The organism is Ruegeria sp. SAZA006 (genome assembly GCF_059613465.1).
Genome location: NZ_JBXWSO010000004.1, coordinates 708,754 through 729,965, shown reverse-complemented (window position 1 = coordinate 729,965; position 21,212 = coordinate 708,754). Strand labels below are relative to the sequence as shown.

17 protein-coding genes are annotated in these 21,212 nt (G+C 63.4%); 10 read left to right on the top strand and 7 right to left on the bottom strand.

Annotated elements, in window-relative coordinates; genetic code table 11:
* The first annotated feature begins 31 nt into the window (after positions 1-31).
* The 5 genes from AC2FNZ_RS06340 (at position 32) to AC2FNZ_RS06320 (ending at position 5,884) form a co-directional block, all read left to right on the top strand.
* A complete protein-coding gene (locus AC2FNZ_RS06340; protein WP_093962222.1) occupies positions 32-1,549 on the top strand; it encodes a class I adenylate-forming enzyme family protein in 1,518 nt (505 codons plus the stop codon).
* Positions 1,546-2,205 carry a DsbA family oxidoreductase gene (locus tag AC2FNZ_RS06335; protein ID WP_170432405.1) on the top strand — a complete coding sequence of 220 codons (660 nt, stop codon included), beginning with the start codon at positions 1,546-1,548 and terminating at the stop codon, positions 2,203-2,205. Before AC2FNZ_RS06340 ends, AC2FNZ_RS06335 begins: the two co-directional genes overlap by 4 nt.
* Before the next feature lie 76 nt (positions 2,206-2,281).
* Positions 2,282-3,490, top strand: coding sequence for a multidrug effflux MFS transporter (locus AC2FNZ_RS06330; RefSeq protein ID WP_093962224.1), 1,209 nt, complete (start codon positions 2,282-2,284; stop codon positions 3,488-3,490).
* A gap of 55 nt (positions 3,491-3,545) precedes the next feature.
* Positions 3,546-5,210: a tetratricopeptide repeat protein gene (locus AC2FNZ_RS06325; protein WP_496839892.1), complete on the top strand. Its 1,665-nt coding sequence runs from the start codon at positions 3,546-3,548 to the stop codon at positions 5,208-5,210.
* Positions 5,207-5,884, top strand: coding sequence for an SH3 domain-containing protein (locus tag AC2FNZ_RS06320; protein WP_496839891.1), 678 nt, complete (start codon positions 5,207-5,209; stop codon positions 5,882-5,884). Before AC2FNZ_RS06325 ends, AC2FNZ_RS06320 begins: the two co-directional genes overlap by 4 nt.
* Before the next feature lie 9 nt (positions 5,885-5,893).
* On the opposite strand, the gene mfd is transcribed toward AC2FNZ_RS06320, so the two are convergent.
* Positions 5,894-9,352 (bottom strand): transcription-repair coupling factor, encoded by a 3,459-nt coding sequence (mfd, locus tag AC2FNZ_RS06315; RefSeq protein ID WP_496839890.1) that lies wholly within the window; start codon positions 9,350-9,352, stop codon positions 5,894-5,896.
* Between the two features lie 21 nt (positions 9,353-9,373).
* Positions 9,374-9,898, bottom strand: a complete 525-nt coding sequence (locus AC2FNZ_RS06310; RefSeq protein WP_170338895.1) for a component of SufBCD complex — start codon at positions 9,896-9,898, stop codon at positions 9,374-9,376.
* A 120-nt stretch (positions 9,899-10,018) separates the two neighbouring features.
* Here AC2FNZ_RS06310 and hemB point away from each other — a divergent pair, with 120 nt between their 5' ends.
* From hemB to AC2FNZ_RS06290, 4 genes are all read left to right on the top strand, one after another.
* A complete protein-coding gene (gene hemB / locus AC2FNZ_RS06305) occupies positions 10,019-11,017 on the top strand; it encodes a porphobilinogen synthase (protein WP_496839889.1) in 999 nt (332 codons plus the stop codon).
* Between the two features lie 144 nt (positions 11,018-11,161).
* A complete protein-coding gene (locus AC2FNZ_RS06300) occupies positions 11,162-11,734 on the top strand; it encodes a lipid-binding SYLF domain-containing protein (protein ID WP_093962230.1) in 573 nt (190 codons plus the stop codon).
* Between the two features lie 153 nt (positions 11,735-11,887).
* The gene (locus AC2FNZ_RS06295; protein WP_496839888.1) at positions 11,888-14,350 is read left to right on the top strand and encodes a penicillin acylase family protein; all 2,463 of its coding nucleotides are present in this window, start codon (positions 11,888-11,890) and stop codon (positions 14,348-14,350) included.
* Positions 14,351-14,458: 108 nt separating this feature from the next.
* Positions 14,459-14,854 carry a nuclear transport factor 2 family protein gene (locus AC2FNZ_RS06290; RefSeq protein WP_170366093.1) on the top strand — a complete coding sequence of 132 codons (396 nt, stop codon included), beginning with the start codon at positions 14,459-14,461 and terminating at the stop codon, positions 14,852-14,854.
* Between the two features lie 3 nt (positions 14,855-14,857).
* On the opposite strand, the gene hflX is transcribed toward AC2FNZ_RS06290, so the two are convergent.
* The 4 genes from hflX to trkA form a co-directional block, all read right to left on the bottom strand.
* The gene (gene hflX, locus AC2FNZ_RS06285) at positions 14,858-16,129 is read right to left on the bottom strand and encodes a GTPase HflX (protein WP_170366094.1); all 1,272 of its coding nucleotides are present in this window, start codon (positions 16,127-16,129) and stop codon (positions 14,858-14,860) included.
* Positions 16,129-16,368, bottom strand: coding sequence for an RNA chaperone Hfq (hfq, locus tag AC2FNZ_RS06280; RefSeq protein WP_005982826.1), 240 nt, complete (start codon positions 16,366-16,368; stop codon positions 16,129-16,131). The genes hflX and hfq overlap by 1 nt, the downstream gene beginning before the upstream one ends.
* Before the next feature lie 133 nt (positions 16,369-16,501).
* A complete protein-coding gene (locus AC2FNZ_RS06275) occupies positions 16,502-18,040 on the bottom strand; it encodes a TrkH family potassium uptake protein (protein ID WP_496839887.1) in 1,539 nt (512 codons plus the stop codon).
* Positions 18,040-19,416: a Trk system potassium transporter TrkA gene (gene trkA / locus AC2FNZ_RS06270; protein ID WP_093962234.1), complete on the bottom strand. Its 1,377-nt coding sequence runs from the start codon at positions 19,414-19,416 to the stop codon at positions 18,040-18,042. The genes AC2FNZ_RS06275 and trkA overlap by 1 nt, the downstream gene beginning before the upstream one ends.
* Positions 19,417-19,512: 96 nt before the next feature.
* On the opposite strand from trkA, the gene AC2FNZ_RS06265 reads away from it, so the two are divergent.
* Positions 19,513-19,992, top strand: a complete 480-nt coding sequence (locus AC2FNZ_RS06265) for a hypothetical protein (RefSeq protein ID WP_093962235.1) — start codon at positions 19,513-19,515, stop codon at positions 19,990-19,992.
* Positions 19,993-20,002: 10 nt separating this feature from the next.
* Here AC2FNZ_RS06265 and AC2FNZ_RS06260 read toward each other — a convergent pair whose 3' ends face one another.
* Complete coding sequence (locus AC2FNZ_RS06260) at positions 20,003-21,184, bottom strand: MFS transporter (RefSeq protein ID WP_496839885.1); 1,182 nt, start codon at positions 21,182-21,184, stop codon at positions 20,003-20,005.
* Between the last annotated feature and the right edge of the window lie 28 nt (positions 21,185-21,212).

The window sequence follows — 21,212 nt, the reverse complement described above, 5'->3', positions numbered from 1 at the left end:
AACGCGAGACAAAGGGCAATAGCCAAGGCGCATGTTGTCGATCTTCGATCAGGGGCCGCCGCCGCCCTGCCCTACGCCATTCAACCTGGCCGCCCACGCGCTGCGCCGCGCCGATGCCACGCCCGACAAGGTGGCACTGTCCGTGCTGCGCGCCGACGGCTCGGACGACTGGACCTTTGCGCAGCTGAAATCCGCGGTTCTGAACACCGGAACCGGACTGCTGCGTGCGGGCCTTGTGCGCGGAGACATCGTGCTAATGCGCCTGGGCAATACGGTCGATTTTCCCATCGGCTATTTGGGCGCAATCGCAGTCGGGCTGGTCCCGGTGCCGACATCCTCGCAACTGACCGAGCCGGAAACGGAACGGATGATCCGGGATCTGTCCCCAGCCGCCATTCTGCGCGATCCGTCCGTGGCCTGTGCCGCGCATCCCCAGCAGATCGGCCTGACCGACCTTGCCGCCATGCGCGACCTGCCGCCCGCGTCGTTCGACATGGGCGATCCGGAACGCATGGCCTATATCGTCTACACCTCAGGCACCTCGGGCAAGCCACGCGCCGTGGCCCATGCGCATCGCGCGATCTGGGCGCGGCAGATGATGGTCGATGGCTGGTACGGCCTGCGCGAGGGCGACCGCCTGTGCCACGCGGGCGCGTTCAACTGGACCTACACGCTGGGCACCGGCCTGATGGACCCGTGGACCATCGGTGCCACCGCGCTGATCCCCGAACCCGGAACCGACCCGGCAGCCCTGCCCGGGTTGCTGCGCCGCCACCGCGCCTCGATCTTTGCGGCCGCCCCCGGTGTCTACCGCAAGATGCTGAATGCGGCGGACACGCTGTCCTTGCCCGATCTGCGCCACGGCCTGAGCGCCGGTGAGAAACTGTCGCGCGCCTTGCACGAACGCTGGGTTCAGGCCACAGGGACCGAGCTGTACGAGGCCTATGGAATGTCGGAATGTTCGACCTTCATCTCATCCAGCCCATCCCACCCCGCGCGCGGAGACTCTCTGGGCCAGCCGCAACCGGGGCGCCGCGTGGCGATCCTGGGGCCTGACGGGCCGGTTCCGCAGGGGCAGGAAGGCACCATCGCCATTCACCGCTCGGACCCGGGGCTGATGCTGACCTATCTCAACGCCCCGGACGAGGCCCGCGCGCGCATGCAGGGCGACTGGTTCCTGACCGGCGATCAGGGGGCGATGGCCGTGGATGGGCAGATCACCTATCTGGGGCGCGACGACGACATGATGAACGCCGGTGGCTATCGGGTATCCCCGGTCGAGGTCGAATCCGTCCTGTCGCGCTTTCCCGGAATCGTTCAGGTCGGCGCGGCGGCGGTCGAGGTCAAACCGGACACCTTCGTGATCGCCGCCTTTTATTCCGGGCCGGAAAAACTGGACGAAACCGCCCTGCGCGCTTATGTCGAGGCCAACCTGGCGCGCTACAAGCAACCCCGCGCCTTCATCCATCTTCCCGAACTGCCCACCGGCGGCAACGGAAAACTCCTGCGCCGCGCATTGCCGGCCTATTTCAAGGCATCCGAAGAATGACCCAGACCGTCAAGCTTGATATCCTGTCCGACCCGATCTGCCCGTGGTGCTATATCGGAAAGACCAACCTGGACAAGGCGCTGGCCTCGGTCCCGGACCATCCCTTCGTGATCGAATGGCATCCGTTCCAGCTGAACCCCGACATGCCCGAAGGCGGCATGGACAGGCGCGAATACCTGGAACGCAAATTCGGTGGCAAGGAGGGTGCGGTTCGCGCCTATGCGCCGGTGGTGGAGCATGCCGAAAAGGCCGGCCTGATCATCGATTTCGAGGCCATGAAACGCACCCCGAACACGCTGGACGCCCATCGCCTGATCCATTGGGCCGGGATCGAGGGCAAGCAGAACCAGGTGGTGGATGCGCTGTTCACTGCGTATTTCGTGCAGGGCCGCGACATCGGCGACCACGAGGTTTTGGCCGACATCGCCGACAGCGTGGGCATGGACGCCGCAGTTGTTCTGAAGCTGCTGAAATCCGACGCCGACCGGGACGACATTCGCCAGCGGGATACGCACTCGCGTGAAATGGGCGTAAACTCGGTCCCCACCTTCATCGTCGCCAACCAGCACGCGGTCCCGGGGGCACAACCACCAGAATTGTGGGCGCAAGTGATCGGCGAAATCATGTCTCAGCTTGAGCCTTCCTCTGCAGAATAGCACAGAGTTCTGTGCGCGATTGCACCTAGCCCACCTTGCCCTGTCGTGTTAGCGCGTTAGGGCAAGGAGTCCCCGCATGGCTGACCGTATTTCCAAGGCCGAATTCATCGCGCTGATCGCGATGATGTTTGCCACCATCGCATTTTCGATTGATTCAATGCTGCCTGCCCTGCCCGAGATCGGCGCGCAGCTCAGCCCTGATGACGTGAACCGGGCGCAGTTGATCCTGACCAGCTTTGTTCTGGGAATGGGGATCGGCACGTTCTTCACCGGCCCGATCTCGGATGCGGTCGGACGCAGGCCGGTGATCTTTGCCGGAGCAGCCGTCTATATTCTGGCATCGGCCGTGGCCTGGGCCAGTTCGTCGCTCGAGTTGGTTCTGGCCGCCCGGGTGGTTCAGGGGCTGGGGGCCGCCGGGCCCCGCGTGGTCGCCATGGCGATCATCCGCGATCTGTTCTCGGGCCGGGAAATGGCGCGGATCGTGTCCATCGCGATGATGATCTTCACCCTGGTGCCCGCCATCGCGCCCATGGCCGGAGCCGCCGTGATTGCCTTCGCCGGTTGGCGCGGTGTGTTCATGTCGTTCATCCTGTTCGCGCTGGTGATCATTGTCTGGATGGGGTTCCGACTGCCGGAGTCGCTTGCGCCGGAAAACCGCCGCCCGTTCCGCCTGCCGCTGATGGTCGGTGCGGTGAAAGAGATGTTTGCCCACCCCACTGTGCGCCTGTCGATCTTTGTCCAGACCCTGTGCATGGGCATGCTGTTCACCATGCTGACCATGGTGCAGCCGATCTATGATGTGATCCACGACCGCGCCGACAGCTTCCCCTTCTGGTTCGGATTCGTGGCGCTGATGTCCGGCTCGGCCAGCTTGCTGAACGCGGCCGTCGTGGTGCGCGTGGGGATGCGCCGAATGGTGACCTGGGCGCTGGCCGGACAAATCCTGATCACCTCGTTGGTGATTGCCCTCAACATGTCGAACCTGTCGCCGCAGGCCTCGTTTGCGCTGTTCGTGTTCTGGCAAACCACGGTCTTTTTCATGGCCGGCGTTACCATGGGTAACCTGAACGCCATCGCGATGGAGCCGATGGGCCATATCGCCGGCATGGCGGCCTCGGTCATCGGGTCGATCTCGACCGTGCTGGCCGCCGCGATCGCCGCGCCGGTGGGGCTGCTGTTCGACGGCACGCTGGGGCCGTTGACCATCGGCATCCTGACCATGTGCGTGCTGGCCTTCGGGCTGATGGTCCACATGGGCCGGATCGAAGACCGTGTTCCCGCCTGACCTGTGCAGCGCACCTGAACTGCGCTAGGCTCGCCCCAGTCAGGGAGAGTTCGGCATGAGCGACTATTACGATCTGGGCACGCATAGCTGCCCCGTCACCACGTCCTCGGATCAGGCGCAGCTGTGGTTCGACCGGGGCCTTGTCTGGACCTACGGCTACAACCATGAAGAGGCGGTCGTGTGTTTCCAGCGCGCGCTGGGGCATGACCCCGACTGCGCCATGGCCCATTGGGGCGTGGCCTATGCCGCCGGGTCCAACTACAACCTGCCCTGGGATCTGCTGGACGACCGCGCTAAGGCCAAGGCCCTGAACTGCGCCTATGACGCAACCCAGTGCGCACTGGCCTTGCTGGATCGCTGCACGCCGGTCGAACGCGAACTGATCCGCGCCCTGCCTGCCCGCTATCCCCAGCGTGATCCGGCGCCCGACATGCACCGCTGGGACCACGACTTCGCCGACGCGATGCGCGCCGCTTTCGCGGCCCAGCCCGACCACCTAGACTTGCGCACCATCTATGTCGAGTCGCTGCTGAACCTGACCCCTTGGCAGATGTGGGACCTGAGGACAGGCCAGCCCGCCGAGGGCGCCGCCACGCTGGAAGCGCAGGAGGCGTTGGAATGGGCCATGGCCAATGATCCGGCGGCGATGTCGCATCCGGGCCTGCTGCACCTCTATGTGCATCTGATGGAGATGTCGCCCACGCCGGAAAAGGCGCTGAAGGCCGGTGACGTACTGCGCAAGCTGGTGCCGGATGCCGGGCATCTGGTGCACATGCCGACCCATATCGACGTGCTGTGCGGGCACTACCAGAACGTCGTCCACTGGAACGAACAGGCGGTCACTGCCGATCTGAAATACTACCAGCGCGAAGGCGCTTTCAACATCTATACCGGCTATCGCCAGCACAATTACCACTTCGTCATCTATGGCGCGTTGTTCCTGGGTCAGATGGAGCCCGCCCTACGCGCCAACAAGGGCCTGTGGGACACCACGCCCGAGGAAATGCTGCGCATCGAAAGCCCGCCCATGGCGGATTACTTCGAAAGCTACATGGCCATGGGGCCGCATATCCTGATCCGCTTTGGCCGGTGGGAAGAAGCCAAGGCTCTGCCCCTGCCCCCCGATCCCGACCTTTATCTGACGGTGACGGCCACCACGCACTACGCCCGCGCCATCGCCCATGCCGCCACAGGTGACGTAGCCGAGGCCGAGGCCGAGGAACTGCTGTTCCTCGCCGCCAAGGACCGCGTGCCCGAAAGCCGTCTGCTGCACAACAACCGCGTAATCGACCTGCTGGAGATCGCGCGCGAGATGCTGCGGGGCGAGATCGAGTACCGCAAAGGCAATTTCGACACGGCCTTCGCCCATCTGCGCCGTTCGGTCGAACTGGACGACAATCTGCCCTATGACGAGCCCTGGGGCTGGATGCAGCCCACTCGCCACGCGCTGGGGGCGCTGCTGTTCGAACAGGGCCACGTGGCCGAGGCCGAAGCCGTCTATCGCGAGGATCTGGGTCTGGGCGGCATCCTCAGCCGCGCCTCGATCCATCCCGACAATGTCTGGAGCCTCAAGGGCTTGCACGATTGCCTCAAGGCGCGCGGCGCGGTAGAGGAATTGCAGCTGATCCGACAACGACTTGACCTGGCCCTGGCGCGGGCCGACCGCAGCGTCGGCGCCTCGTGCTTCTGCGCACAGGCCGCGATGAGAGCCGCTGAATGAAACTGTTGAACGCTGCGCTGATCGCGCTGTTCTGCGGGCCCGCCTGGGCCGACCGCCAGACCTTTCCGCCTGTGGACGAGGCCAGCCAGAACCCGGCGCTGGAAGCCTTTCGCACGGACCTGCGCGCCAAGGTCGCCGCCCGCGACCTCGAGGGCGTGATGGCCGCCACCTGCCCCGAAATCTATACCAGCCACGGCGACCCGGACGGCCCCGAGACGTTCCGCGCCAACCTGACGGTCGATCCCGAGACCCTGCCCGAGTCCGATCGCCGCCACGCCGCCACCATCCGCGAGGACTACTGGCGCGACCTCGAGACCACGCTGGCCCAGCCCGGCTATTTCGACGAGGATGGCGAATTCTGGATGCCGCACCAGTGGCGCATCACCCTGCCGGCGGCGCTAGACCCGTTCACCGCCTATTTCGTGACCGGCCGGGATGTCACCCTGCGCCAGGCCCCCAACCGCGGCGCGCCCATTCTGGACCTGATCAGCCACGAGGTGGTGATCGTGCCGGACTATCTGGAAGAGGCTGACTATCAGGGCGTCATCCTGACCGACGGAACGCGCGGCTATATCTATTCCGATTTCCTGTGGTCGATGGTCGGCTATCGCGCGGCCTTCGTGAAGTCGGACAGCGGTGACTGGCAGCTGTGTACATTCGTCGCCGGAGACTAGGCCGCGCCCTCAGGCGCTGGCCTTCTTCTTTTTCTCGGCCGCCACCTTCTCGGCCAGCTCGCGGGCAATGGCAAAGGCGCCCTTGATCTTGTCGCTGTCCTTCTTCCAGTCGCGCCGCACCACGATCTTGTTGTCCTTGACCTTGGCCAGCCCGCGCTGGTTCTGGATGAACTCGACCAAACCTTGCGGTGAGGCGAACTTGTCATTGTGGAACTGGATCGTGGCCCCTTTGGGTCCGCCGTCCAGCTTGGCAATGCCCGCGCGTTTGCACATCGCCTTGATCCGCACCACCAACAGCAGCGTGTTCACCTCTTTCGGCAGCGGGCCAAACCGGTCGATCAACTCGGCGGCAAAGCCCTCCAGTTCGACCTTGGTCGACAGCGACGACAGACGGCGATAGAGGCCCAGCCGCACGTCCAGATCGGGCACATAGTCTTCGGGGATCAGCACCGGAACGCCCAGGTTGATCTGCGGCGCCCACTGGTCGTCGGCTTCGCTCAGACCCTCCATCTCGCCGGCCTTGATCTTGGCAATCGCCTCTTCCAGCATCGATTGGTAGAGTTCATACCCCACGTCGCGCATCTGGCCCGACTGTTCCTCGCCCAGCAGGTTGCCCGCGCCGCGAATGTCCAGGTCCTGGCTCGCCAGCGTGAACCCGGCCCCCAGCGTATCGAGCGAGCCCAGAACCCGCAGCCGCTTTTCGGCGGCCGGCGTCAACCGCGCGCGCGGCTTGGTGGTCAGATAGGCGTAGGCGCGGGTCTTGGACCGCCCCACCCGGCCCCGGATCTGATAGAGCTGCGCCAGCCCGAACATGTCGGCCCGGTGAACGACCATCGTGTTCGCGGTGGGAATGTCCAAACCGCTTTCCACGATCGTGGTGGCCAGCAGGATGTCATACTTGCCGTCATAGAAGGCATTCATCCGGTCGTCCAGCTCACCAGCAGCCATCTGGCCGTGGGCCACCACATGGGTCAATTCGGGCAGCTGATCTTTCAGGAATTCCTCGATCTCGGGCAGGTCCGAGATGCGCGGGACCACATAGAAACTCTGCCCGCCGCGATAATGCTCGCGCAGCAGTGCCTCGCGGATGGTGACTGCGTCGAACTCGCTGACATAGGTGCGGATTGCCAGGCGATCGACGGGCGGTGTTCCGATGATCGACAGGTCGCGCACGCCAGTCAGGCTCAGTTGCAGCGTGCGCGGGATCGGAGTTGCGGTCAGCGTCAACACATGTACGTCCGAGCGCAGCTGCTTCAGCCGCTCCTTGTGGGCCACACCGAAATGTTGCTCTTCGTCGATGATCAGCAGCCCGAGGTTATGGAACCGGATGCCCTTGGCCAACAGAGCATGAGTGCCGATCACGATATCGATCGTGCCCTTTGCCAGCCCCTCCCGGGTCTGCTGCGCCTCTTTGGCCGAGACGAAACGCGACAATTGTCGGACTTCCAGCGGGAAGCCCCGGAACCGGTCCTTGAAGCTGGCGGCGTGCTGGCGCGCCAGCAGCGTTGTGGGCGCAATCACCGCCACCTGCAGGCCGGACATGGCCGCAACGAAGGCCGCGCGCATGGCGACCTCGGTCTTGCCGAACCCCACGTCGCCGCAGATCAGGCGATCCATCGGCGTGCCCGAGTGCAGGTCCTCCATTACGTCAGCGATGGCACGCAGTTGATCCTCGGTCTCTTGATAAGGAAAGCGGGCGCTGAACTCCTCCCAAGCGTGGGGCGGCGGGTCCATGATCGGGGCCTTGCGCAAAGCGCGTTCGGCGGCGATGCGGATCAGCCGGTCGGCCATCTCGCGAATGCGTTCCTTGAGCTTGGCCTTCTTGGCCTGCCACGCACCACCGCCCAGCTTGTCGAGCAGGCCTTCCTCGTGCCCGTATTTCGACAGCAGTTCGATGTTTTCGACCGGAAGGTACAGCTTGGCGCCTTCGGCATATTCCAGCAGCAGGCATTCATGCGCGGCGCCCAGGGCGGTCACGACCTCCATGCCCATATAGCGGCCGATGCCGTGATCGACATGCACGACCAGATCGCCGGGGCTGAGCGACTGTGTCTCGGTCAGGAAATTCTCGGCCTTGCGGCGTTTCTTGGGCTGGCGGATCAGCCGGTCGCCCAGCACGTCCTGCTCCGAGATCACCGTCATGTCGGGCGTCTCGAACCCATGCTCCAGCGCCCAGACCGCCAGGTGCAGGCCGCGTTTGCCGATGCGCGAGCCGTCGGTCACGGGAATTGCCTCGGCCAGCCCCTCATCCTCGATCAACCCGGTCAGGCGTTCGCGCGCGCCCTCGGAATACGAGGCGACCAGAACCGGCCCCTTCTCCAGCTTGTCCTTGATGTGGCTGGCCAGCGCGCCGAACAGACTAATGCTTTCCTGCTGGCGCTCAGGGGCAAAGTTGCGCCCGATCCGACCGCCCGCGTCGATCACCCCGGGGCCGCTGGCCTGCGGCAGAGGGCTGAATTGCAGCACCCGCCGCTGCGCCACAGCTCGGGTCCAGGTGTCGTCATCCAGGTACAGCAGACCCGGCGGCGTGGGTTTATAAACCGAATCCATCCGCGAACGGTTCTCGAGCGCGAGGCGCCGGGTTTCGTATTGATCGGCGATGCTGTCCCACCGGGCCAGACGCGCGGGCGTGACCTGATCGTCCAGCGTGATCGTCGCCTCCGGCAGATAGTCGAACAGCGTTTCCAGCTTTTCATGGAACAGGGGCAGCCAGTGCTCCATGCCCTGATGCTTGCGCCCGGCGCTGACCGCCTCGTACAGCGGATCATCCGTGCCGGCCGCACCGAATTCGATGCGATAGTTCTGACGGAACCGGGTGATGGCGGCCTCGTCCAGTATCACCTCGGAGACCGGGGCCAGTTCGACCAGATCAAGTTTTTCGGTAGTGCGCTGGGTGGCCGGATCGAACCGGCGCGCGCCGTCGAGCACGTCACCGAACAGGTCCAGCCGCACCGGCCCTGCCTCGCCCGGCGGGAAGATGTCGATGATCCCGCCGCGCACGGCATAGTCGCCAGGTTCCATCACCGTGGGGCTTTGGCTGAACCCCATGCGTACCAGAAAATCGCGCAGCGCGGCCTCGTCGATGCGCTGGCCGACCCGTGCGGTGAACGCCGCCTGCCGCAGCACGTCGCGCGCCGGCACGCGTTGGGTGGCGGCGTTCAGCGTGGTCAGCAGAACAAAGCGCTCGGGCATCTGATGCACCAGCGCCGCCAGGGTCGCCACCCGCGCCGCCGCAATGTCGGGGTTGGGCGACACCCGGTCATAAGGCAGGCAATCCCAACCGGGGAACAGGATCACCGGCATGTCGGGCGCAAAGAAACGCAGCGCGGCGCGCATCGCCTCGGCACGTTTGTCGTCGCGCGCCACATGCAGAACCGGCCCGCCCGAGCGGGCGACTTCGTTCAGCACAAGTTGCGCGTCATACCCCTCGGGGGCGCCGCCGACTATCACGTGGTTCGGAGCCTTCATCACGCCGCCTTTCCGAATTTGCTATCCCAGAACGCCTATCGAAAGGTTCTGATACATGCCCCACATCGAAGTGACCAGTATCGCAAACATACCGATGACCTGCGTCGCCAGCCGGCACCGATGCAGCGCCTTGGACACAGCTTCAATCGTCAACTCCTGCCGCCGCAGGTTCCGGGCCACCCGCAGGCTGTTTGCGCCGACAAGAACCATCGGGAACAACAGCAGGAACACGGCCTGGGCGAACTCGACCTGATAGTAAAACCCAAGTGTCGCCAGCCCCGCGAACAGGAAACAGCACAGCGCAAGGATCACGACCCCCGAAACGTCGGCAATGTAGAGGATGCGGTTGGTGTTGATCCGCACGATGTCCAAAAGGTCGGTCTCGGCCTGCCCACCGACGCGGCGGGCGCGCACGACCAGGTCATACGGAACCCCCATCACCCAATGGCTGGCTGTCGACCACAGCACCGCAAGCGCGATCCAGTACCACAGATTCGAAAAGCTGCGCATGTCGATGAGTTCGAAAATCGAGGAGTACCAGTCCAAACTCGGTCCTTTAATTCAAAATTCTCAGGCGGTTCTATCGCAACGGCGCGGCTATTGGTACCCTTGAGACCTGCGCAAATTCATGCCACCCAATGCGCGAATGTTCAAGGAGAACGCGCCATGAAACCGACAATCGCCCCCTACCCCCACGGCCGCTTTCGTCGCGCCCGCCAGTCCGAGGCGATCCGGGGTCTGGTGCGCGAGAACACCCTGACCGTTGATGACCTGATCTGGCCTGTCTTCGTGCGCGACGGCGAGGGCATCGAAGAGCCCGTGCCCTCGATGCCCGGCGTGGTGCGCCGCTCGGTCGATCTGATCGCCAAGGCCGCAACCGAGGCGCAGGCGATGGGCATCCCGGCGATCTGCCTGTTTCCTTACACCGATCCCAGCCTCAAGACGCAGGATTGCGCCGAGGCGTGGAACCCCGACAACCTTTCGAACCGCGCCATCCGCGCGATCAAGCAGGCCGCGCCCGAAATCGCGGTGATGACCGACGTCGCGCTGGACCCCTACAACATCAACGGCCATGACGGATACGTGGTGGACGGCAAGATCGTGAATGACGAAACGGTCGAGGCGCTGGTCAAGATGACGCTGGCCCAGGCCGAGGCCGGAGCCGACATCATCGGCCCATCCGACATGATGGACGGCCGGATCGGCGCGATGCGCCAGGCGCTCGAGGCCGCCGGCCATCGCGACGTCATGATCCTCAGCTATGCCGCGAAATATGCCAGCGCCTTCTACGGACCCTTTCGCGACGCGGTGGGGGCATCAGGCGCGCTGACCGGTGACAAGAAGACGTATCAGATGGACCCGGCCAACTCGAACGAGGCGTTGCGCCTGATCCAGCGTGACCTGACCGAGGGGGCTGACATGGTGATGATCAAGCCCGGTATGCCCTATCTGGACATCTGCCGGAGGGTCAAGGACACGTTCGGCGCACCCACCTATGCCTATCAGGTGTCGGGTGAATACGCGATGATCCAGGCCGCCGCGCAGAACGGATGGATCGACGGTGAAAAGGTGATGGTGGAAAGCCTGCTGGCCTTCAAACGTGCGGGCTGTGACGGCATCCTGACTTATTTTGCGCCGCAGGTCGCTCGGCTGTTGCAAGGTTAATCCTACAGGACTCCGCGATTTTTCGCCGATCGGCCGGCCTTGGTCTGCCGGTTTTCCCGTGACACCCGAGGCGGCTCGGCGTATTCTTGCACACAAGACCGGGACCACCCGGCTTTTCAGGCACATAGACAGAGAAAAACAAACATGAGCAGTTCCAACACACCACGACTGAGCCGTCGCGGCTTTGCCTTTGGCATGGCCGGACTGACCCTGACCGCCGCCTGCGGCAACGGCGTCGGAAACTCGAACGCGGCAACGATCGATGCCCGCGTCGATGCCACGCTGACCGAGATGTATACCCGCTACCCGAATACCCAGGAAATCGCCAACAAGGCCAACGGGATGCTGGTCATGCCGCTGATCACCGAGGCGGGCTTCGTCTTTGGCGGTGGCTACGGAAAAGGCGCATTGCGCATCAATGGCGCCACGGTCGACTACTACTCGGCTGTCAAAGGCACTGCGGGGCTGCAGATTGGCGCCCAGCAATACGCCCATGTCCTATTCTTCATGACCGAGGACGCCCTGAACGATTTCCGCCGCTCAAGCGGATGGACCGCCGGCGCGGACATTGGATATGTCGTCAGCGACCAGGCGGACCAGTTGTCGACCGACCTGACCACCCTGCGCAAACCCGTGCTGGCGGCGGTCTTCGGTCAGGCTGGGCTGCAATTGGGCGCGACGGTCGAAGGCATCAAATACACGCGCATTATTCCCTGACCCCCTGACCCCCCTCAGGAAAACTCCGTCACTGGCCAATGCCGTAGCGGAGTTTTTCGTTTCAGACGCAGATTCCGCGGCGCGGCCTCTTTCGGTCGCCAGAGCCATGAATTAACCTTCGCCTGATCTGCAAATTCAAATGGTGCGCTGCTGATGGGTGTCGTCTTTCGCTGGTTGATGCGTATCGCCTCGGGTCTGGTCCTGCTGACCCTCGCGGCGATCGGTCTGGTGTATTTCCTGGCCAGCCAGTCGCTGCCTGACTACGACCAAACGCTGCAGGTCAAAGGCCTGAATGCCCCGGTCGAGATCGTGCGCGACACAGCCAACGTGCCTCACATCCTGGGGCAGACCGACCCCGACGTGTTCTTCGGTCTGGGCTATGCGCATGCCCAGGACCGGTTGTGGCAGATGACGGTCATGCGCCGGACCGTGCAGGGACGCCTGTCCGAGGTTTTTGGCCAGCGGACCGTGCATATCGACAAACTCATGCGTCGGCTGGATCTATACGGGCTGGCGCATCAGTCCTTCGAGGTTCAGGACGATTACACAAAGGCCGCTCTTCGCGCCTATGCCGCCGGTGTCAATGCGCGGCTGGACGAAATCAACGAAAACGCCCTGGGCCGCGGCGCGCCCGAAATGTTCTTGTTCAACGCACCGGTTGCTCCTTGGCAACCGGGTGACAGCATAGCCATGATCAAGCTGATGGCGGTTCAGCTATCCGGGCATTTGCAGGACGAAGTGCTGCGGGCGCGCACCTCGTTGATGCTGAACGATCCGCGGCGGCTGTCAGATATTCTGCCGGACGTGCCTGGCGCGGGCATTGCAGCGCTGCCCGAATATGCGGCGCTGTTTCCCAACCTGCCCCGCTATGCCGCCAATTCGGAACCCGCGGCCTCATGGCTGAACCCGGTCCCGCAGCACGGGTTGGCGGGTGCCTCGAATGCATGGTCTGCCGCTCCGTCGCGCTCGGCCACCGGAGGAACCCTGTTGGCAAACGATCCGCATCTGGGCCTGACTGCGCCGGGGATCTGGTATCTGGCAAGGCTTGAACTGGCCAAGGGCGGCGTGATCGGCGCCACCATCCCCGGCATTCCGGCGGTTATGTCCGGCCGTAGTGACCGGCTGGGATGGGGCCTGACCTCGTCCTATCTGGACGATCAGGACGTGCATATCGAAAGAGTGAATCCCGACAACCCCGAGGAATATCTGACGCCCGAAGGCTTCAAATCCTTCAAGTCGCGCCCTTCAATCATCGAGATCAAGGACGCCCCCCCAATCACCCTGACCCTGCGCTGGACCGAGAACGGCCCCGTCCTGCCAGGCACCCATTTCAACTTGGAAACCATCACACCGCCGGGGCATGTCGCCTCGCTGTCCTGGACGGCGCTCAGTCCGCGCGACACCTCGATCAGCGCGTCGATGGCGCTGATGAACGCGGATACCGTGCGTGAAGCGATTGAAGCCGCCGAGCTGTTCATCGCGCCGTCGCAAAACCTGTCGGTGGTCGACAAGACGACCGTCGGCATGAAACTCATCGGCGCAATGCCCAGCCGCGACCTCAACAACCAGAGCCGTGGGCGCATCCCGACCCCGGGCTGGATCGCTGCCAACCGTTGGCAGGGTCGTCTGCCCTATTCCGACAACCCCGAATTCGTGGCTCCGGCCGGCGGCGTACTGGGCAACACCAACAACAAGATCATCGACCGGCCCTTCCCCCTGCATGTGTCCTATGAATGGGGCGATACGCAGCGCGTCCACCGCTGGGAATTCCTGATGCAATCGCGCGAGGTGCACACCCGCGACAGCTTCATCGAGGCACAACTGGACACGGTCAGCTTCACCGCACGGTCACTGCTACCGTTGATCGGGGCCGACCTGTGGTTTACCGGCGAGGCCGCGCCCGAAGGCACCACCGAACGCCAGCGCCAGATCGCCTTGACCCTGCTGGCCGAATGGAACGGCGAGATGAACGAGCACCTGCCCGAGCCGCTGATCTATGCGGCCTGGGTCCGCGCGCTGCAAAAACGACTGATCGCCGATGACCTCGGGCCGCTGGCCAAGGAATTCAAGCATGTCGAGCCCTTGTTCATCGAACGCGTCTTTCGCGACATCGACGGGGCCTCGACCTGGTGCGACGTCCGGCAGAGCGCACCGGTGGAAAGCTGCACCGACATGGCCCGGCTGGCCCTTGACGATGCACTGGTCTGGATTTCCGAGCGCTATGGCAGCCAACTGGAATCCCTACGTTGGGGCGATGCCCACCAGGCCACCCATGATCACCCGGTGCTGGGCGAGGTTCCGGTGCTGCGCTATTTTGTTAACATCCGCCAATCGACCAGCGGCGGCGACAACACCCTGCAGCGCGGACGCACCTCGGGCGAAGGGCCGGACCCGTTCCAGAACGTGCACGGCGCGGGCTATCGTGGGGTTTATGACTTTGCCGACCCCGACAGCTCGGTCTTCATCACGGCCACCGGGCAATCGGGCCACTTCCTGTCGCGCTACTATGACGATCAGGCGCAACTGTGGCGCCGGGGTGAGTACATTCCCATGTCGCTGGATCTAGATCTGGCGCGCGCCGCCGCCGTCGGGACCACCCGCCTGATGCCGCAATAGGCGGGGTTTCGGCGGACCCCCGCCCCTTTTTTGTCGCCCCGTGGACGTGGCCCCGTGGCTTGGCCTACCATTCCGGAGCGCCCGGACCGCAGCGCGAGGGGGAAAATCATGGCCAGTTTGCGCGATACCCTGAACAATCTTGCCCGCGACTATGCTATCGCCTGGAGCTCGGGTGACGCCAATGCCGTGGCCGACTTCTTTACGTCGAACGGGCAGATCACGATCAATCGCGGCGAGCCCATCGTCGGGCGGGCGGCCATCGCGGAAATGGCGCGCGGGTTTCATACCGACTTTCCCGATCTTGAAGTGCGCTGCGATATGCTGCGATGGGCCGGTCCCCACGCCATTTTCGTCTGGACCCTTGAAGGGCACCATGCAAAGACCGGGAATGCAGTCACCACACGCGGCTGGGAAGAATGGGAGCTGGACGCGGAGTACAAAATACAGTCGTCGTTGGGCTGGTTTGATGCCGACGACCATCAGCGCCAGATCGACGGGGCCTGATCGTCAGAGGCCCGCGAACTGATTGGCCTGCTTGTCGGTCCACAGAACGGTGATCTCGAACCCGTCCTCGGTCTGTTTTTCGCCGCGCACCACGTCCTGCCGGAACAGCCAGGCGCGTTTGTCGCCGTCGGCAAAGCCCAGCTTCAAAACCTCTTCCCGGCGCACACCCTGCAGGATCGTGGCGATCTCGGTCAGCAGCGGGTCGATCCCCTCGCCGGTCACGGCCGATATCGGGAACACCGCCGGATCGCGCTCGGCCCGGGCCTGCACGGCATCGCGGTCCTCATCGGACAGCAGATCGATCTTGTTCCAGACTTCAAGCTGAGGGCGGGTATCGTCCACACCCAGCGAGGCCATGATCGTGCGCACATCCTCGGCCTGCTCTTCGGTCTCGGCATGGCTGATGTCGCGCACATGCACGATCAGGTCGGCGGCCAGAACCTCTTCGAGCGTGGCGCGGAAGGCCGCGACCAGTTCGGTCGGCAGGTTCGAGATGAAACCCACCGTGTCTGACAGGATCACCTCGGGTCCGTCGGGCAGTTCGATCCGGCGCATGGTCGGGTCCAGCGTGGCAAACAGCATGTCCTTGGCCATGACTTCAGCCCCGGTCAGGCGATTGAACAGCGTGGATTTGCCCGCGTTGGTATAGCCGACCAGCGCCACGATCGGATACGGCACCTTGGCCCGCGCGGCCCGGTGGAGCGTCCGTGTCTTCACGACCTTCTGCAACTGGCGACGCAAGCGCACCAGTTGATCGTCGATCGCACGCCGGTCGGCCTCGATCTGGGTTTCCCCCGGTCCGCCGACAAAGCCCAGCCCACCGCGCTGACGTTCCAGGTGGGTCCAGGCTCGCACCAGCCGCGTCCGCTGATAGCTCAGCGCGGCCATCTCGACCTGCAGCACACCCTCGCGCGTGCGGGCGCGGTCCGAGAAGATTTCCAGAATCAGCCCCGTCCGGTCGAGGATCTTGACCTTCCACGCCTTTTCCAGGTTGCGCTGCTGAACCGGGGTGACCGGCCCGTCGATCAGAACCAGCTCGATCTCGTTTTCCGCAAAACGCGCGCCCAGTTCCTCGATCTTGCCGCTGCCGAACAGCAGGCCGGGCTGCGCCCGCGGCAGGCGCACGATCTCGGACCCGATCACATCCAGATCGGGCAAGGCGGCAGCCAGTGCCACCGCCTCTTCCAGCGCCGGAACGGGGTCGCGGCGCTGGTCATCTGACTTGATATCGGGATGCAGCACCCAAGCCCGGGTGCGCCTCCGGTCATGTTCCATCAAGAGGCGTCTTCGCCCTCATACAGGTTGATCGGCTGCGACGGCATGATGGTCGAGATCGCGTGCTTGTAGACAAGCTGCGACTGTCCGTCGCGGCGCAACAATACGCAGAAATTGTCGAACCAAGTGATGACACCCTGCAATTTCACGCCGTTGATTAGGAAAATTGTAACGGGAACCTTTGCTTTCCGTACATTGTTCAGGAAGGCATCCTGAAGATTCTGTCTGTCCGAAGCCATATTTTGTTATCTCGCCGTTGTTCTTGCTTACGCGCTGCGGACCAACGCGCTCCCTCCGCGCGAGTATGGAGTGACGCGCAGAGATATTCCAGATGAAAAATCAGGCAGTAACGTGAAGGCCCGAATTGGCGGTTCAATCCCGCCACAGGGCCGGCGTGATCAACGCGATGATCGCCAGAGTCTCCAGCCGGCCGATCACCATGCCGGCGCACATGGTCAGCTTGGCTCCGGCCGACAGATCGATCAGACGGATCGGCAGATCGGTGGCCAGTTCGATCAACGGACCGGTCGTGCTCAGCACCGCGACGCTCAGCACCATGGCGCGTTCAAACCCAACCCCCTCGGCAGCGAGAACGACATCAAGCAACGCAAGCGTCAGCGCGAACATCATCAGAAAGACCCACGCGATAAAGGCACCCTGGCTTTGGATGCGGCGGTTGCCACCGCCCGCCCCGCTGACCGATGACGGGTGGATCAGCCTGTCCAGTTCACGCGCGCCATTCAGGTAAAGCGCATAGACCCGCAACAGCTTGACCCCGCCGGCGGTGGTAGCGACCCCGCCCCCGATAAGCGCAAGCCCCATCAACACTAGCCCCGGTGTTCCCAGACCGGACAACTGTTGCGCGTCGTTCCAATAAGCGCTTTCGAACCCGGCCGTCGTCAGGAACGACATTACCGTGAACAACATGCCCCAGATGACGTTCAGCGTTTGCAGGCCGGTCACTTGCCCGCCGATCTCGGCAACCCCGGCCAGCACCCGGAAAACCAGCAGAGCCGCCACGCCGACGACGATCATCAGGCCGATCCGGAATTCCGGATCGTGGTCCAGTCGGGAATAGCCGGTTGTCGCGGTGTCCTTCGAGAACGTCAGGCGGGACAAGGCAAAGAACAGGAACAGAAACAGGATGGCCTCGCCGGTGATCCCGGCGGTGGATCCTTCCAACCCGCCCACTGGCGATATGCCGGACGTGGCCATCACCGACATTGCGTGGCAGATGGCCGTCAGGCCCTTTTCTCCGGCGATCAACAGCAAGACCCAGATTACCGCTGTGAGACTGGCGTAAACCGGGGTCAATGTCGCCGTCACACGGAGCAGTCGCCCCCGCGGGTCAACCTTTTCGCTCTGGGCTACGCCGGAAACCGGGCGGCCCGGCTGTCCGCGCGCGGTAATCTCGAACCCGCCCAAGGACAAAGGCGCCAGGATCGCAGCCGCCGAGATCCACATCAGCAACCCACCCATCCAGCCGACGAGTGCCCGCCACAGGTGAACCGGTGCCGACAGGCGCTCGGGGTCGGGAAACAGATCCGCTCCGGTGGTGGTGATGGCGCTGACCATGTCAAAATAGGCGTTCAGAAAGGTCGTGTTCCCCAACGCGTCATGGACCGGAACGGCCAGAAACAGCGGCAATACCGTCAGCGAGCCCAGCAGGACAGCCAACTGTCCCAAGGTCCCACGCCGCGGTTGCCGGCTGGCCGTCGCCAGACCTACGATCGTGACCAGGAACAGCCCAACCAAACCCGAATAAAAGAACGACCGCGACGTTGGATGGTCATCCAAGGCAAGGGCGTAGATCGCCGGGATCCACATCGCCAGGGACACAACCGCCGAGATCAACAGAAACAGCGGTAGCCGCCGAATAACGCTGGTTTTGGGTGCGCGGGCGACAGCCATCAGAAAAAGTCGATCGAAACCTGCATCAGGCGTTCGACCTCGGGTACATCATTGGCCATTGCGAAAATCGCAACCACGTCCTTTTCGTCAATCCGCAGACTGCCAGTGGGCCGCAGGACCTCGTCGCCCTTGCGCACCGCGCCGACCAGGACGCCTTCGGGAAAGTCGATGTCGCGCAGTTTCTGCCCGGCCATTGGCGAGGTGGACAGCACTTCGGCCTCGATCACTTCGGCCTCGGCATCGCCGATCGAATAGACCTGTCGCACCCGGCCATGCCGGATATGGCGAAGGATCGAACTGACGGTCGTGGCCCGCGGATTAATATAGGCATCAATCCCCAACGGCCCCATCAGGGCCACCATGCTGGGGTCGTTGATCAACGCAATCGCCAGCGGGCAACCTTCGGCCTTGGCTCGGACCGCAGCCAGCATGTTGGTCCGATCGTCATCGGTGACGGCCAGCATCGCGTCCGCGCGCTCGATCCCCGCTTCGCTCAACAGCGCGGAATCCAGACCGTCGCCGTTCAGAACGATCGTACGCTCCAGCGACTCGGCGGCCAGTTCCGCACAGCGCCGGTCACGTTCGATAACCTTTGCACGGATGCGTCCCTCGCGCTCTTCCAGCGTCCGGGCGACTTCGAGGCCGACGTTCCCGCCGCCCACGATGACCACGCGATCCTGTTTTTTCTGTGATTTACCGAATACTTCCATCGTACGATCAACGTCTTGGACGCTGGTAAAGACATAGCATTCGTCACCGACGAACAATTGGTCCTCGGATTCCGGCGCGAACAGTGTTCCGTCGCGACGAATCCCCACCACGATGGCGCTGAGCGTTGAAAACAGGTCTGTCAGCTGGCGCAAGGGCGTGTTGACGATCGGGCAATCCTCGGCGATCCGAATGCCCAGAAGCTGCGCCTTGCCATCCATGAACAGTTCCGTGTCAAAAGCCGCAGGCGCCGACAGGCGGCGCATGGCTGCGGCGGCCACTTCACGTTCGGGGCTGATCACCACGTCGATCGGAAGATGGTCGCGGCGGTACAGGTCGCGATGGATCGCTTCGAGGTAGGATTTCGACCGCAACCGCGCGATTTTGCGCTGGATCGAGAACACCGAGTGCGCCATCTGGCAGGTGACCATGTTCACTTCGTCCGAATGGGTCGCGGCGATGATCATGTCGGCGTCACGGGCTCCGGCCCGCTCGAGCACGTCGGGATAGCTGGCAAAGCCGGCGATGCCCTGAACGTCCAGCGTCTCGGTCGCCCGGCGTACCAGGTCAGGGTTGTTGTCCACAACGGTGACGTCATTCAATTCGCCCGAAAGGTGCCGAGCAATCTGCCAGCCCACCTGGCCGGCGCCACAAATGATGACCTTCATGCCTTTGGCCTTTCTGCCTGAGCGTTTTGAATGACAGATGCCCACAGAGCGGTCAATCGAATTGTCATGACGGCCTGTGTGATGCAAGATAAGCGAATGAAAACAGTGCTTCGATTGCTTGTTCCCCTTGCCCTGCTGGCCGGATGCGGGCCGTTGTCTATGTATTATCGCGAAGGCGAAAGCGTCTCGCGGATGCAGGCCGAAACGACCGAATGCCAAGTGCAGGCGCTGAAGGATGCACCGGTTGCAAACCAGGTGCGCCAAAGCCCGCCCACCTATTGGCCGGGCCGCACCTATTGCGACGGGCGCGGGCGATGCTACCGCACCGGAGGTTGGTGGGAGCCGGGCCGCGTCTACACCGTGGATGTGAATCAGGGACTGCGAAACACGGTCGAGGCGCAGTGCATGGCCAAGAAGGGATACCGCCCCATCAGCCTGCCGCCCTGCAAACAATCGGTCAAATCGGGCGTTCCACCGACCCGAACAACCGTCCTGCCGCCATTGGGCACGGCCTCTTGTTTCGTCAAATTCGACGACGGGTCATTCCAGATCATCACCCCGGGGTTGCCGGGCTGACCGACTGAACTCAGCCCAGATCGCCGGGTGACGGTCGCCGGCGGAGTGACAGGAACAGATGTGCTGCGATGGCGGCTGCATAGAATACAAGTACGGCCACGAACATCGAGCCTTCTCCGGCACGCCAAAGGATTGCAAGCAGAACAGGTGTGCCCAGCAGGTTGCCCGCATTTCCCATCTGCGCCATCGCCCCATAGCTCAGCGCCTGATCTCGGGCCGAGCCATTCAGTTGCGGAACCGCCGCGAAACTGCCGCCCTGCACCAGGCCCAACACCGCAAACAGCGCAATGCCGACAACGGGCAGAGGCGCTCCGAAAAACAGCAGAGCCAAGGCAACCATCCCGGCCGCAAAACCAAGATTTACAACCGTGACCGCAGACACGAACGTCAAGAGCACGGGCACCGCGACCCACGACAGCACGATACCCGCCAGCGGCATCAGACTGGCTACAAGAACCGACTGATCCTCGGGCATACGGCCGGGCAGGATCGCCAGCAACGACACGAAGGTCAGAGTGTAGAAGAACCATCCGATCGCCGGTGCTGCCATGCGGGGCGAGCGGTAAGTTTCAAGATGCGCCTGCAGGATGGACCCCAGCCCCCACCCCTGCCGTTCCGTCGCGATGGGCGGAACCTTTGGCGGAAACAGGGCGACCAGTCCTGCAATCAGCGCCATCAGGAAACCGTGGCCCATGAAGTAATCCGCCAATCCAAAACGCTGGATCATCGGCAGGCCGAACCAAGCGTTCAGCGCAAAAGCAACTCCAAAGAAAGAACTCCACAAAACCATGGCGGCATTGCGCGCGGCTCCGCGTGTGATCTGTGCGATCAGCGTCGGAGCGGCAACCACGATCGCCAGATGCGAAACGCCCTCGATGATCCGGCTGCCCAGCATCACGTGAAAGCCGGGTATAGTGGACTGGAACACCGATACAACGCCGCCCAGTAGCAAACCGAACACCAGCAGGCGGACCGGTCCGAACTGCGCGGTAATGGCGCCTGACATGGCCCCCAGCACGGCGCCCATCAAACTGATGATCGACAACAACCAGCCGATCGCATCCCCATAGCCTGGATACAATGCACCGACCGCGTCAAAGGCGACGGCGATCTTGGCGAACTGCGTGGCCGCGCCCAGTCCGGCCAGCCACAACAGGATCACCTGCAGGAATATGCGAAAAGATTGAGTCACACCCGCGTTCTACCCTCGCCCCCAGGCA

Bases quoted from the DNA above. Each gene is read 5' to 3' on its own strand.
- AC2FNZ_RS06330 (WP_093962224.1), top strand. From the start codon at position 2,282: ATGGCTGACCGTATTTCCAAGGCCGAATTCATCGCGCTGATCGCGATG.
- hflX (WP_170366094.1), bottom strand. From the start codon at position 16,129: ATGGAACATGACCGGAGGCGCACCCGGGCTTGGGTGCTGCATCCCGAT.
- AC2FNZ_RS06275 (WP_496839887.1), bottom strand. From the start codon at position 18,040: ATGGCTGTCGCCCGCGCACCCAAAACCAGCGTTATTCGGCGGCTACCG.
- hfq (WP_005982826.1), bottom strand. From the start codon at position 16,368: ATGGCTTCGGACAGACAGAATCTTCAGGATGCCTTCCTGAACAATGTA.
- AC2FNZ_RS06290 (WP_170366093.1), top strand. From the start codon at position 14,459: ATGGCCAGTTTGCGCGATACCCTGAACAATCTTGCCCGCGACTATGCT.
- AC2FNZ_RS06300 (WP_093962230.1), top strand. From the start codon at position 11,162: ATGAGCAGTTCCAACACACCACGACTGAGCCGTCGCGGCTTTGCCTTT.
- AC2FNZ_RS06340 (WP_093962222.1), top strand. From the start codon at position 32: ATGTTGTCGATCTTCGATCAGGGGCCGCCGCCGCCCTGCCCTACGCCA.
- mfd (WP_496839890.1), bottom strand. From the start codon at position 9,352: ATGAAGGCTCCGAACCACGTGATAGTCGGCGGCGCCCCCGAGGGGTAT.
- AC2FNZ_RS06335 (WP_170432405.1), top strand. From the start codon at position 1,546: ATGACCCAGACCGTCAAGCTTGATATCCTGTCCGACCCGATCTGCCCG.
- AC2FNZ_RS06265 (WP_093962235.1), top strand. From the start codon at position 19,513: ATGAAAACAGTGCTTCGATTGCTTGTTCCCCTTGCCCTGCTGGCCGGA.
- trkA (WP_093962234.1), bottom strand. From the start codon at position 19,416: ATGAAGGTCATCATTTGTGGCGCCGGCCAGGTGGGCTGGCAGATTGCT.
- AC2FNZ_RS06320 (WP_496839891.1), top strand. From the start codon at position 5,207: ATGAAACTGTTGAACGCTGCGCTGATCGCGCTGTTCTGCGGGCCCGCC.
- AC2FNZ_RS06325 (WP_496839892.1), top strand. From the start codon at position 3,546: ATGAGCGACTATTACGATCTGGGCACGCATAGCTGCCCCGTCACCACG.
- AC2FNZ_RS06295 (WP_496839888.1), top strand. From the start codon at position 11,888: ATGGGTGTCGTCTTTCGCTGGTTGATGCGTATCGCCTCGGGTCTGGTC.
- hemB (WP_496839889.1), top strand. From the start codon at position 10,019: ATGAAACCGACAATCGCCCCCTACCCCCACGGCCGCTTTCGTCGCGCC.